We start from the raw sequence: 13,953 nt of genomic DNA on the forward strand, positions 1-13,953 counted from the left end.
CCGATCCGCCGGAGGAATCGCGGTTCTGCTGGCCGTCGCGATGACCTTGCAGGCCTCGCCGGCATGGGCCGCGGACCCCGGCCCCTCGAACGTCCTCCCCGGCCAGGACACCGCGACCCCGGTGCTCGTCGAGGGCATACGGGAGTCCGTGGACGCCAAGGCCGCCCCGGCCGACGCGGCCCGCGGACACCTCGCGGCGAACAAGAGCCGTTACAGGATCCCGCGGGCGGCCAGCGACCTCGTCCCCCTCTCGGCGACGGCCACCGGGTCCAAGGACGAGACGGTCCGGCTGCAGCAGAAGCACCGGGGAGTAGACGTCCTGGGCGGCCAGTACGTCGTGCGCATGCAGAAGCAGGACGGCAAGCGCGTGGTGACCGGCACCTCGGGGCACTACTTCACGGCCCTGAGCACCGACGTCACCCCGCAGGTCGCCGAGGACGTCGCGGTCCGCCGCGCGGTGGCCGCCACGGCCCGCCGACTGGGAGCGGCCCTCGACAAGGGGCAGGCGCCGCGGTCTGAGTCGGGCGATCCGGCGGCCACCGGCATGACCGGCGAGGCCAAGGGGCTCGTCGTCCTGCCCAAGGGGGGCGGCGTACTCGCCTACCGCGTCACGGTACGCGGCACCGCGCCCGGCACCGGCGCGCCGGTCGTGGACGAGGTGTACGTGGACGCCCGGTCGGGCTACCCGGCGCTGCAGTACAGCGCGCTGAAGACGCTGGCGGCTCCGACGGCCGCCGCGCGGACGGCCGGTCAGGCCGCAGAGGGTGCGACCGCGGACGGATCGCCGGCCGCTCCCCCGAACCTGGTCCCGGAGACCGGGTCCGGTGCCCGGCTGAGCGGCGCCGCGGCCTCGCTGGACATCGCCTACGACCCGGCGGCCGGGAACTACCTCCTCGCGGACGCGGGCCGGATGCGCACTTCGTCCAAGAGCCTGCTCGCCACGTGGGACGCCCGGGGCAAGTCGGTGTCGGAGACGTCGGGCAGGTGGCCGTCCGGCATCACGATGTTCTCCTCCCCCAACACCACCTTCGGCGGCGCGGCGACGGACTCAGGAGCCGTGGACGCCCACTGGAACGCGGCCCAGGTCTACGACTTCTACAAGAAGAACTTCGGGCGCGACAGCCTCGACGGGACCGGCGGGCCCGTCAACTCCCTGGTCGGCGTGACCTATTACGGCCTGCCCTACGCCAACGCGTTCTGGGACGGCACCAAGATGGTCTACGGCAACGGCGACGCGGAGTTCAAGCCGATGTCGGCCGACACCGACGTCGTCGGCCACGAGATGACCCACGGGGTGATCGAGCACACGGCGAACCTGGTCTACGCGGGCCAGTCCGGCGCCCTGAACGAGGCCCTGGCCGACTACTTCGGCAACGCGATCGACGTCACCGCGAGCGGCACCCCGATGAGCGATCCGGCCGCCGGCCTGATCGGCGAGGACCTGTGCCGCACGAAGGCCGCCGCCGACTGCGCACTGCGCGACCTCAACGACGGGGCCACGACCTCGAAGAGCTTCCTGGGCGTGTCGTTCGCCACCGACAACGGCGGCGTGCACCTGAACTCCACGATCTTCTCCGGCGCGCTGTGGGACATGCGCGAGGACCTGGGCGGGGAACTCGCCGACAAGATCGTGTACAAGGCCGTCACCGAGTACATGACGCCGATCGACGGGTTCACCGAGGCCCGGGGCGCGGTACTCGCCGCTGCCAAGGCCCTGGGCGCGACCTCCGGCCAGCAGAACACCGTCAAGCGCTCGTTCAACGCGCACGGCATCGTCCCTGGCTGGGAGCAGGCCCTCGGCGTCGACAGCGACACCCTCATCGGGACGCTGAACACCACGGACTCAGGGGTCGGCGCGGGCGGCGGCTGGTGGACGGCCTCGAAGTCCAACGACGACGGCTCCGAGCCCTACTCGGTCTACGCCGGCCGGCTGGACGGCAAGGGTGCGCCGAAGGTGATCAGCCCCAACGACGGCCGCTACCACACCGCCCCGGCGACGGACGGAAAGACCGTGGTGTGGACGGCGTACGGCCCGAGCTCGGTCGACGTCCTGTCGCGCCCCGTGGCGGGCGGCCCGGTCAAGACGCTCCACAGTTCGACGACCGGCGTCGCGGGCCTGCGGGTGGAGAAGGGCACGGTCGTGTTCGAGGAGTACGACATCCTCGGCGGCCGGCACGTCGGCTACATGCGGCCCACCGACAAGGCGCCCGTCTTCACCGACGGGAAGAAGTGGAACACCCTGACCGCCCTCCCCTCCATCAGCGGCGACAAGATCGCCTACGCGAAGCTGTACCCGCAGGGCGACTCCTACCGGCTGGGCGTGGAGGTCGTCGACCTGGCCACCGGCAAGGCGGTCATGACCGAGCAGCTCGACGAGCCGGTGAGCCTGGGCCAGACCGGCATCAACGGCAAGAACGTGTTCTGGCTGGCGGACGGCGACGAGAACGACGGCGGTCTGGTGTCGGTCGTCAGTTCCGGCCTGGACGGCCGCGGCGCCTTCCTCGTCAGCAGCGAGCACAAGCCGGGCGCCTTCATGGCCTCCGACCTGACGGTCTCGCAGGACGCGCTGACCCTGGTCGCCCGGACGCCCGACACGCGGTACCGCAACGAGTCGCTGCCGAAGCTGTGGCAGCTGACCACCGACGGCTCCCGCCGCGAGCGGGTCTCCTGCAACCGCGGTGAGCAGAACTACCCGGCGGCCGGCGCGGGCCGCCAGGTGGCCTGGCTGGACGCGACCACCGGCTCCACCGACCTGGTGGTCCGGGAACGCCCGGCCGGCACCTGCTGATCCCCATCTCTGAGGGACGGGGCCGACGGCTGCGCCGCCGGCCCCGTTCGCGTGCCCGCGGGAGACCAGGAGGAAGCCTCAGGCCGGCTTGCGCCACACGGAGATGTGCTTCGCGGAATCCTGGGTGAACGGCGCTCCGTCCCAGTCCGCGACGCGCTGTTCCAGTTCGAGCCCCGCGATCCGCGCCATCAGGTCGAGCTCCGCCGGCCATGCGTATCGGTGCCGGGAGCTGTCCCGGCGGTAGCGGCCGTCGCCGCCGTCGCGGGTGAGGTGGTGCGAGACGAGGATCTGCTCGACCAGGTTGAAGGTGTCGAAGCCGAGATGCCCTTCGGAGACGTCGAAGGGCACCGCGACCTGCCCGGGCGGCAGGAAGCGCAGTGGCGGCACGCCGAGCTCGATGACGAACCGGCCGCCGGGCGCCAGGTGACGCGCGGCGTTGCGGAAGCACTCGACCTGCTCGTCCTGCGTGAGAAGGTTCGTGATCGTGTTGTAGACGAGATAGACCAGGGTGAACTCGCCGGGGACGACGGTCGTGGCCATGTCTCCGATGGCGACCGGGAGCACGTCCTCGTCGGTCTTGCGCCGTAGGACCGCTGCCATGTGCTCGGACAGTTCGATTCCCACGACGGGCACGCCGTGTTCCCGGAGCGGGACGCCCACTCTTCCGGTTCCGATGGCGAACTCCAATGCCCGGCCTTCTCCGGCAAGTTCGGCGAGGAAGGCGAGAGTCGGACCGAGAACAGCGGTCGATGACATCTCGCTCTCCTCGGCGTCGTAGCGGTCGGCGGTCGCGGAGGTCCAAAGCTCACTGCTTGTCACGGGCGGCCACTCTGCCCGGCCCGCCGGGGAGCCGTCCACCCGTTTACGACCGCGGCCGCGGCTGCGCCCGGAGTGCGTTGGGGTTGCTCCGGGCGCAGGCGGTGGTCAGGCGTGGGCCGGTGTCGTGGCAGTGATCATCTCTGCCAGGACGGTGCGACGGTCCTCGTGCGGCCGGGGACGCAGGGGGCGGGCCAGGCGTGTGCTGTCGTAGTGCCAGCGGTGGTCGAGGTCCCGCGGTACCGCGTCGGTCTCGCGGAGGTCCGCTCGGGTGCCGAGCAGTTCCGTGAGGTCGTGGGCGAGGTCGTGCCAGGAGACGTGGCCGCTGCACGCGTTGGCGACTCCGTGCACGGGCCGGTCCAGGCATTCGGACACCGCGCGGGCCAGGGCCGCCGCGTGCACCCAGGCGGCTCCGTACCAGGCGTGCCCGCCGGTACCGGGGCGGGGCAGTTCGATCGGCCGGCCCTGCTCGGCGGCCTGGTAGAGCGTGCCGAGGGCGCCCCAGCGCAGCTGTTCGCGGAGCCGGTCGTGGGCGCCCCAGACGATCGGTGACCGTACGGAGCTGGCGCCGCCGCGCCCTTCGGTCCCGGCTGCGCGCAGGAGGATGGCCTCGCAGTCGAGTTTGGCCTTTCCGTACGGGCTGACGGGCTCGTGGGACGCCGACTCCTCGGCGACCCGGGCCGTCGCGGGATGCCCGTAGGCGTCGACGCTGCTGACGAAGACGAACGGGCCGCGCCGCCACGCGTCGACCATCGTCTCCATCGCCGCCAGGTCCACGTCGTGCCGGGTGAAGGTGCAGGCGGCGTGGACGACCGCGTCCGACTGCGCGACGGCGTCCCGCAGCCCGGCCAGGTCGGTGAGGTCGCCCTCGATCACGTCGACGCCGTCGGTGGCGATCAGGTGGGCGGACTCGGGCCGGGCCAGCGCCAGCACGGGGCGTCCCCGGGCGGCGAGTTCACGCACCACGAACGCGCCGACGCCGCCCGTCGCACCGGTGACCAGCACTGTGCCGGGGCGGACGTCCCGGGAGCGGGGGGCGGGCCGGCTCGCGGTCTTCGCGGCGCTCTGCCGTACCGCCCGTTCGTCGAGGAGGGCGGTCAGCGCCCGCGGGGTGCGGGCCTGGAGTACGTCGAGGCCCGTGAGGGGCAGTCCGAGGTCCGTGCGCAGCCGTTCGGCGAGCTGTACGGCCTTGAGGGAGTGACCGCCGAGGGCGAAGAAGTCCTCGTCCGGCGACGGGCGGAGGCCGAGCGCTGCGGCGAACGCCTCCGTGACCGCTTGGGCCCGTGCGCCGGACGGGGCGTGGGGCGTCGAGGGCCGCCCGGGCAGCCGGGCGTGGTCCGCCGGCCCGGCGGCCGTGCGCGGCAGCGCGTCGAGCAGGGTGACCGCCGCGGGTACGGCCTCGGGTGCGAGCGTGCGGCGCAGCAGACCGAGGAGTTCGTGGCCGGACGGGCCGGCGCTGTCCTTCAGGACGGCGTAGGCCACGGCCGGCCCCTGCTCGGGCTGGACCACCGTGGCGTCGGCGACCATCGGGTGGGCGCGGAGGGCCTCCGCGGCCGGGTGACGGTCACTGGCGGGGGGACTCTGGGCCGGGGAGGTGTCGTTCGGCCCGGCCGGAGGCAGCGGGTCCAGGGTGAGTTCCGGGTCGGCGGCCACCGCGTGGAGCAGGGCCGCGTAGTCCCGTACGGCCGCCTCCGCCGCGGTGTCGTCCAGGGTGTGGGCGTCGTACTGCACGAGGGCCCGGGGCTGTGCCGGGTCGCCCAGGTCCAAGCCGTAGGAGAGGCTGAACTTCGCGCCGTCGGAGGGGAGGTCGACGTACTCGGCCGACGTACCCGGCAGCCGCAGCACCGTCGGCTCGCCGAGGACGTCGGAGGTGACGCGGACCAGTGCGGTGCCGTCGGCGCCGCGGACCCCGGCGCCGAGGCGTTCGAGGACGAGGTCGAAGGGGATGTGCCGGTGCTGCTGGGCTTCGAGGAGCGCGTCGCCCACGCGGCGCAGCAGCTGGGTGAAGGACGGGGCGCCGGAGAGGTCCACCCGTACGGGCAGGGTGTTGACGCAGAGGCCGACCAGGCCGCGCATGGCCGTTCCGCTGCGGTGGGTGCCCGCCACGCCGATGACGAGGTCGTCGTCGCCGGTGAGGCGGTGCAGGGCGGCGAAGGCCGCGGTGAGCGACACCGCGAAGAGCGTGGCCTGCCGCTGTGCGCCCAGTGTCCGCAGGGCGTCGGGCACGGTGGGCGTGAGGGGCACGGTGCGTACGGCCGCCGGGCGCCCGGTGGTGTGCGGTGCGGGCGCCGCCGGCCGGGGCAGGCGCGGAGGTTCGGCGTCGGCCAGCAGCTCGCTCCAGCGCTCCAGTTCCTCCTCGAAGCCGGACAGGCCGTCGTGCTCGCGGCGCGCGTGGTCGGCGTACTGCGGCGCTGCGGTGAGGGTGTGCCGGGGCGTTCCGCCGGTGGCCGCCGTGTAGAGGTCGGCGAGTTCGGCGGCCACGGTCTCCAACGAAGCTCCGTCAACGGCGATGTGGTGGAACGTCAACAGCAGGGTGTGGTCCGTCGGTCCGTGGCGCAGGACGAGCGCTCGTACGGCGTCGCCGGCCGCGAGGTCGAACGGCCGGGCCGTCTCGCGCCGCAGCAGCTCCGGGGCCTGCGCCTCGTCGGTGTCGACGACGTGCACGGGGACCGTCCGCGGGGTCGGCAGCACCTCCTGGCAGGGCTCGCCCCCGTGCTCGGTGTAGCGGGTGCGCAGGATGGCGTGCCGGGCCACCAGGGAGGTGAGGGCGGTGGCGAACGCGGCCACGTCGAACGGGCCGCGCACACGGGTGGCGAACGGTACGTGGTACGAGTCGCCCGTGCCGCCGAGCCGCTCCATCAGCCACATACGGCGCTGCGCGCGGGAGAGGGGAACGCACTCGGACTGCGGTGCGCGGTCTTCCCGGCCGGTGCTCGCGCCGGTGGCGGGTTCGGCGGTCGTCGTGGCACGGGCGGTACCGGCGCGGGCCCGGCGCAGCAGTTCCTGCTGGAGTTGCTGTCGGCGGTCGAGGGACGCGGAGTCGGCGTCAGTGGGCATCGCTGTGCTCCGGGGTGTCGGGGTGGAGGTCCGCGTGGGCGGCCAGGAGGGCGCTTTCGACCAGCGCGGCCTGGGCGGCGACGGTCGGCGCGGCGAAGAAGTCGGCGAGGGAGATCTCCACGCCGAGTTCCTCGCGCAGGTCCTCGGTGACGACGAGGGCGAGGAGCGAATGTCCGCCGATGAGGAGGAACTCGGCGTCGGCGTGTGTCACCTCGGTGCCCAGGGCCCGGCTCCACACCTCGGCGACGGCCTGCTCCAGCGGTGTCATGCGCGGCGCCGGCTCGCCGGTGGGCCGGCTTTCGGCGGCGTGTGCGCGGGCGGTGAGCGCGCGCCGGTCGACCTTGCCGGCCGGGGTGAGGGGAAGCCGGTCCAGCACGGTGACCGCGTCGGGTACGAGGTGGGCGGGCAGGAGCGCGGTGAGCCGTTCGCGCAGCGCCGTGCCGGGAGGTACGGGGCCGGGCGCGGCGACGACGAACGCGACGAGGCGCGCTTCGGGGGTGCCGGCGCCGTCGACGGTGACGGCGGCGTCGTCGACGTCCGGCTGCTCACGCAGGACGTGCTCGACCTCGGCGGGTTCGATGCGGAAGCCGCGGACCTTCACCTGGTCGTCGTTGCGGCCGTGGAACTGCAGGACGCCGTCGGGGCGCAGGGAGACGACGTCGCCCGTGCGGTAGAGCCGCCGGCCGGCGGCGGGGTGTTCGACGAACCGTTCGGCGGTGAGTTCGGGCAGGCCCGTGTAGCCGTGGGCGAGCCTGCTGCCGCCGATCCACAGCTCGCCCCGGTCCCCGTCGGCCACGGGGTGGCCGTCGGCGTCCAAGATGTGCGCCGTGGCCCCGCAGATGGGCCTGCCGATGGGTATCGGCCCCGCGCAGTCCTGCTCGGTGACCCGGTGGGCGGTGGCGAAGGTGGTCGTCTCGGTCGGCCCGTAGCCGTTGACGAGTTCCAGCCAGGGGAAAGCGGTGAGGACCTCGCGGGCCTGCGCGGCGGCCATCGCCTCGCCGCCCACGACGACCGAGCGGAGCTGGGCGAAGACGCGGGAGCGGCGCGCGGCGAGCTGGTGGAAGAGGGCCGTGGTGAAGAACGCCACGGTCACGCCGTGCCGCTCGACGTGCCGGGCGAGGTCCTCCAGGGTGGGCCGCTGCTCGGTGCAGACGACGACCGCGGCGCCGTTGGCGAGCGCGGCCCAGACTTCGAACGTCGAGGCGTCGAAGGTCATGGGCGAGTGGAACAGCACGCGGTCGCGGCCGGTGAGGGTGACGTAGTCGGGTGCCGTGACCAGCTCGGCGATGGCACGGTGCGGCACCAGGACGCCCTTGGGGCGGCCTGTCGAGCCGGAGGTGAACATGATGAACGCCGGGCCGTCCGGGTCGGACTCGTCGGCCGGCAGGCCGTACGTGAGCGGCTCCTCGGGCAGGACGAGGACGCGGCCGGGGAGTGCGGCCGCGTCCAGCAGTTTCGCGTCGCCGACGGTGAGCGTCACTTCCGCGTCGGCGATCATCGCCTCGGTACGCGGCCGGGGCTGGGCGGGATCGAGCGGTACGCACACGGCTCCGGCCAGCCACAGGCCGAGCTGGGCCACGACCGTGCGGGACGAACGGGCCGTCAGCAGCGCCACCCGGTCGCCGCGGGTCACGTCGTGTCGGCGCAGTCGTGCCGCGAGGGCGTGGCCGGCCTGGAGGAGGCGGCCGTAGGTGAGGGTGGTGTCGCCGTCCACGACGGCGAGGGCGTCGGGGGTGCGGGCGGCGTGCCGTGCGACGAGTGCGGGCAGGGCGGTGCCCTTCGCCGGATCGGTGGCCTGCGGACCGGCGGGCTGCGCGTCGGTAGGCTGCGGCTCGGCGGGCTTCGGGATGGTGAGTGTCATGTCAGGCTCCTGCCGGCTGCGGGGTCCGGCGCTGGTCGAGGAGGGCGGCGAAGGCGCGCAGGTCGGTGCTGCGCAGCAGCTCGGGAGCGCGCAGGCGTACTCCCGTCTCGCGTTCGACGGTTGCCAGCAGCCGTGCGGCGATGATGGAGGTGCCGCCGGCGTCGCTGAAGTTGTCGCCGAGGCCGGTGCCGGGGCGGCCCAGGAGGTCGCGTACGGTCGCCAGCACGAGTCGTTCGGTGGCGGTGGCGGTGGCCCCGGTGTCGGCGTGCTCGTCCTCGGGGGTGGTCCCGGGCGCCACGGGCGCCGGTACGGCGGCCACCAGGGCGGGCCGGTCCACCTTGCCGTTGGCGTCGAGCGGGAAGCCGTCGACGATCCGTACGGTGCCGGGCACGGCCTGCTCGGGGAGCCAGGCACGGACCGCGTCGAGGAGCTCCCCGGTGACCGGTTCGGCGCCGTCGGCGAGCCGCAGGTGTGCGACGAGACGGCCGTGGCCGGAGCTGTCGCGCAGCACGGTGACGACGGCGCTGCGTACCCGCGGGTCGTGTTCGAAGGCGGCTTCCACCTCGGCGGGTTCGATGCGCACGCCGCTGATCTTCACCTGGTCGTCGAGGCGGCCGAGGAAGTCCAGGCTGCCGTCGGCGTTCATCCGTACCCGGTCGCCGGTGCGGTAGAGGCGGTCGACCGAGGCCAGCTCCGGCTCCTGCGGGGGTGCGGTGAACCGGCGCGCGGTGAGTTCGGGGTCGAGGTAGCCGAGGGCCAGGCAGTGGCCGCCGACGCGAAGCTCACCGTCCTGACCACGGGGGACGGGGCGCCCGTCGTCGTCCGTGACGACGAGGGTGACGCCCGGCAGCGCGGTGCCGATGGGCGGCGGCGCCTGCTCGCCGGCGTCCGGGTCGGTGTTGCGCATGGTGTGGGTGGTGGTGACGACGGTGGCTTCCGCGGGGCCGTAGGCGTTGTGGACCGTGGCGGTGACATCGGTGCCGGGGCGGCGGCGCATGCGGTCGCCGCCGACGACGAGGTGGCGGAGCTTCAGGTCCTGCGGCCAGGGCCGGTCCAGGAGCGGTTCGACGGTCGGGGTGGCCGCGACGGCGTGCGTGAGGGCGCGCTCACGCCACCAGTCGGTGAGTACGTGCGAGTCCCAGCGGGTGTCGTCCGGCGCCGGGACGAGGGCGGCTCCCGAGGTCAGGGCGGCCCACAGTTCCAGCAGGTGCGGGTCGAACGCGACGCCGATCAGGAGGGACTGGCGGTCGCCCGGTGCGAGACCGGTCTCGGCCCGGTACCAGTCGAGGGCGACGGAGAGGGAGGTCTCGGCAACGGCGACCGCCTTGGGGCGGCCGGTGGAACCGGAGGTCAGGACGGCGTACAGGGCGTTCTCGGGAGCGCGCCGGGTGCCGCGGGCGCACTGGGTGAAGGCCGCGACGACGGCGGCGGGGGCGTTGACACCGGCGGTGGGCAGCGGCAGCGGGAGGTGCTCCCCGCCGCGGTGCCCCTCGGGCAGGACCCCGGGGTCGCCGATGAGGCAGGCGACGTCGAGGTCCTCGGTGACGGCCTGGGTACGGCGTTCACCGGGGCGGGGGCCGAGCGGCAGGTAGACGGCGCCGATCCGGGCGAGCGCCACGGCGGTCACCACCAGGGCGGCGGAGCGGTCGAGGCATACGCCGACCAGGTCGCCGGGCCGGACGCGGTCGCCCAGGGCGGCGGTGACCTGCTCGGCCGCCTCGTCGAGGTCCTGGTACGTCCAGATGCGGGCGCTGTCGATCACGGCCGGGGCCTGCGGGGCGAGGCGGGCCCAGTCGTCGAAGCGGTCGAGCACGCCGGTCGGTTCGGCGCGGGGCCCGTGGGCGACGCTCGGCACGGTGCCGGCGTCGGGGGGCGTGGCGAGGAGTGCGGCAGGAGCGGTCGGGGACTGGGTCATCACGACTCCGTGGAAAGGGCGGTGGCGGCGAGGGCTTCGGCCTGGTCGGCGAGGACTGGGTTGCGGAAGAGCACCCGCAGCGGCGGGCGCGCGCCCAGCCGGGGCTCCAGCCAGGCGGCCAGCTCGGCGGCCAGCAGGGAATGGCCTCCGCTGTGGAAGAAGTGGGAACGGGCGTTTATCCGGCTGTGGCCGAGGACCTTGCTCCAGCCCTGCGTGAGCAGCGCCGTCATCGGGTCGTCGGACGCGGCGGTGGCCGCGGGCGAGCCCTCCGAGCCGGTTCCGGCCTCGGACTCGCCGGTGTCACCCGCATCACCCGCATCGCCGGCGTCGAGCTCCGCAGCCCGGCGGGACAGCGCCGTACGGTCGGGCTTGCCGCCGGGAAGGGTCGGCATGCTCCCGAGCGAGGCCCAGCGGGCGGGCACGAGGGGGCCGGGCAGGCGGCGGCCCAGCTCGGCGTGGAGTTCCTTCTCGTCGAAGTCCTCGCCGTCGGCCCCGTCTTCGAGGAAGCCGACGAGCCTCGGGCCGCCGGGGCCTTGCCGGTCCAGTACGACGGCGCAGGACCGGCCGCCCAGCACCGCGGACGCCGCGGCCTCGATTTCCTCCAGTTCGATGCGGTGACCGCGCAGTTTGATCTGGTTGTCGCGCCGCCCGAGGAAGTACAGCAGGCCGTCCAGACCGCGGTAGCCGAGGTCGCCGGTGAGGTAGACGCGCTGCCCGTCGAGGGCGTCGACAGTGACGAACCGGGCCGCGGTCACCTCCTCGTTGCCCGCGTAGCCCTCGGCGAGGCCGGGTCCGGCGACGGCGAGTTCGCCGACCGCGCCGGCCGGCAGCGGGCGGTGGTGGGCGTCGAGTACGTGGATCCGCTCGCCCGGGAGCTCGGTGCCCAGGGGGATCTCGGCGCCCTCGACGAGGGCGTCGCGGGAGATCTCGTGGACGGTCGAGGTGATGGCCGCCTCCGTGACGCCGTAGGCGTTGAGGACGGTGGCGTCGGTGTCGGCGAGGATGCCGCGCAGTGCCTCCACGGGAAGGCGCTCGCCGCCGAGGACCAGGAGCCGGGGCGTCCAGCGCTCGTCACGCAGGGCGGGACGCAAATCCTCGCGGGTGGCGAGGAAGTAGCTGGTGGGCAGGTTGGCGACGGTGACCCGGGCCGCGGCGAGCAGTTCGGTGAGTTCGGCGCCGGTGGGCACCTCGTGCTCGGGCAGGACCAGGCAGCCGCCTGCGTACAGGGTGGGCAGCACTTCCTCCAGCGCCACGTCGAAGGACGGCTGGGCGAACATCAGCACCCGGTCCGAGGTGATGAGGCCGAACCGGTCGGCGGCCGCCGTCATGTGGTGCACCAGGGCGGCGGGGCCGACGGCGACCGGCTTGGGGGTTCCGGTGGAGCCGGAGGTGTGGATGACGTACGCGGTGCCGTCAAGTACGGCGCCGTCGCGCGCCGGGGGCAGTACCGGGGCGTCGATCCGGGCGGTCGGCAGTGCGTCCGGCAGGGCCGGGGTGCCGTCGCCGGTGAGGACGAGCGCCGGCGCGAGCCGTTCCAGCAGCAGGCCGAGCCGGGCCGGCGGATCGGACGGGGACAGCGGGCAGTAGACGGCGCCGGTGCGCAGGCAGGCGAGCAGGGCGACGACGGATTCGGTCCCGCGGGGCAGGACCACGGCCACCGGCCGGCCGGGGGTGACACCGGCGGCCTTCAGGCGCTCGGCGAGCGAGGCGACCCGGGCGTCGAGTTCGCCGTAGGTCAGACGGCGGGCGCCGCACAGCAGGGCCGGCAGCGACGGGTGGTGTGCGGCCACGGGATCCAGTGGATCGCGGCCGGCCGGGACGCGTACGGGCTCGGCGGCCGGCTCCGTGGCCGCCGGGTCGAGATCGGCCAGCGGGGTCTCGGGGCTGTGGAGGTAGGCGCGCAGCAGGTCCAGGAAGCGCCCGGAGAGCAGCCGGGCGACGTCCTCGCCGAAGAGGTCCGCGTCGTAGTCCCAGACGAGGGTCATGCCGGGCGCGCCGTGGCGCGGGGTGACGCCGCGCCGGTCGTCCGGGAGCAGGACCACGTCGAGGTCGAAGCGGGTGGTACCGGTGTTGAAGCCCTCGAAGAGCGTGATGTCGAGGCCGGGTACGTCGATCTCGGGCAGGGGCGCGTCGTGGGCGCTGAACATGACGGAGAAGAGCGGGTTGTCGGCGCCGGAGGTGTGCATGCCGAGTGCTCGGGTCAGTTCCTGGACCGGTACGTCCTGGTGCGGAAGGGCACGGATGAGGGTGTCGGTGACCTCGTCCATGGTGTCCTGGGCGGGGGCGGCGGCGTCCAGGGTGAGCGGCAGCGGGATGGTGTTGACGAACATGCCCACGGCGTCCTCGTAGCCGAGGGGGCGGTTGCCGACGGCGGTGCCGATGACCATGCGGGAGCGGCCGCTGTGCCGGCGCAGGAGCTCCGCGAAGAGCCCGAGGAGCGTGGAGAAGGGGGTGAGGCCGCGGGTACGGGCGTGTCCGCGCAGGCGTTCGGCGAGGTCGGCGCCGATGGTCTGGCGCAGCTGTCCGCCGTGGTGCCTGCGGCGGGCGCCGGGGCGCGTCACGCCGGGCAGCGGCAGGTCGTGCTGCTGGTCGCGCAGTTCGGCCCGCCAGAAGTCGAGCGATTCGGGGGCGTAGGCGGCCCGGGCCCGTTCCTGGACGTGGTCCGCGTACGAGGAGGCGGCCGGGAGCTCCAGGGTCTCGCCGAGGACGTGGGCGCGGTAGACGCGGAAGACGTCGTCGAGCAGGATCGCGAAGGAGTGGCCGTCGTGGATCAGGTGGTGCTCGACGTGGACCAGCCGGTGGTGGCGCTCGGCCAGCCGGACGAGCGTCCAGCGGATCAGCGGTGCCTCGGAGGTGTCGAGCGGTGTCTCGGCCTCGGTGCGCAGGAGGCGGGCGAACGCCGCCTCGGGGTCGTCCGCCGTGCTGAGGTCGACGGTGTGCAGCCTCGGCGAGCAGTGCTCCGCGACCCGCTGCTGCGGTACGGAACCGTTGGGGGCGACGAGTTCGAGCCGCAGGCCGGCATGGCGTGCCAGGGTGGCGGCGAGCCCGCGGCGCAGGGCTTCGGCGTCGAGGGTGCCCCACAGGTCGAGTGAGGCGGTGAAGTTGTAGGCGCGGCTGCCGGGCTGCATCTGCTCGTGCAGCCAGACGATCTCCTGCGAGGAGGAGAGGGGAAGCATGGGCGATCCCTGAGGTTGTCGGGTCGGTTTCCGGTTTCCGGTGCCGGTCACGGTCGTGTCCGGCGGTCGTACGGGCGGCTTCGCGGGTCGCGCGGTGCCGTTCGGACGTGCGGGGATGCTGTGGGGGGAAGCGCGGGGGCGCGGGGCCGGGCGAGGGCCGGTGTGCGGTTGCCGCGTCCGGCGGGGCGCTCGGCGGGGCGGGGTGTGGGCCCCCTGTGCGATGTCTTGCCGATCAGCCGGATGAGGGAGCGGCGGCCGGTGTCGTGGGGCCTCCCGGGCCCGCGGGGCCGAGGGGAAGCATCGCAAGGCGACCGAGGACAGCGTGGCGGAACGCGGTGGC

General features: G+C 74.0%; 6 protein-coding genes. 1 reads left to right on the forward strand and 5 read right to left on the reverse strand.

Annotation, left to right across the window (positions count from 1 at the left end; genetic code table 11):
• The first annotated feature begins 40 nt into the window (after window positions 1-40).
• On the forward strand, window positions 41-2,788 hold the full coding sequence (locus ACZ3X1_RS34825) for a M4 family metallopeptidase (protein ID WP_467283220.1): 2,748 nt from the start codon (window positions 41-43) through the stop codon (window positions 2,786-2,788).
• A gap of 78 nt (window positions 2,789-2,866) precedes the next feature.
• On the opposite strand, the gene ACZ3X1_RS34830 is transcribed toward ACZ3X1_RS34825, so the two are convergent.
• The 5 genes from ACZ3X1_RS34830 to ACZ3X1_RS34850 all read right to left on the reverse strand — a co-directional run bounded on the left by ACZ3X1_RS34830 (window position 2,867) and on the right by ACZ3X1_RS34850 (window position 13,613).
• Window positions 2,867-3,607: a class I SAM-dependent DNA methyltransferase gene (locus ACZ3X1_RS34830; RefSeq protein WP_467283222.1), complete on the reverse strand. Its 741-nt coding sequence runs from the start codon at window positions 3,605-3,607 to the stop codon at window positions 2,867-2,869.
• A gap of 105 nt (window positions 3,608-3,712) precedes the next feature.
• Window positions 3,713-6,661 carry a condensation domain-containing protein gene (locus tag ACZ3X1_RS34835; protein ID WP_467283224.1) on the reverse strand — a complete coding sequence of 983 codons (2,949 nt, stop codon included), beginning with the start codon at window positions 6,659-6,661 and terminating at the stop codon, window positions 3,713-3,715.
• Window positions 6,651-8,522, reverse strand: coding sequence for a non-ribosomal peptide synthetase (locus ACZ3X1_RS34840; RefSeq protein ID WP_467283226.1), 1,872 nt, complete (start codon window positions 8,520-8,522; stop codon window positions 6,651-6,653). The genes ACZ3X1_RS34835 and ACZ3X1_RS34840 overlap by 11 nt, the downstream gene beginning before the upstream one ends.
• Before the next feature lies 1 nt (window position 8,523).
• On the reverse strand, window positions 8,524-10,437 hold the full coding sequence (locus tag ACZ3X1_RS34845; RefSeq protein ID WP_467283228.1) for a non-ribosomal peptide synthetase: 1,914 nt from the start codon (window positions 10,435-10,437) through the stop codon (window positions 8,524-8,526).
• Window positions 10,437-13,613, reverse strand: a complete 3,177-nt coding sequence (locus ACZ3X1_RS34850) for a non-ribosomal peptide synthetase (protein ID WP_467283231.1) — start codon at window positions 13,611-13,613, stop codon at window positions 10,437-10,439. Before ACZ3X1_RS34850 ends, ACZ3X1_RS34845 begins: the two co-directional genes overlap by 1 nt.
• Window positions 13,614-13,953: the final 340 nt, after the last annotated feature.

It is taken from the genome of Streptomyces sp. NPDC023541 (assembly GCF_055559995.1).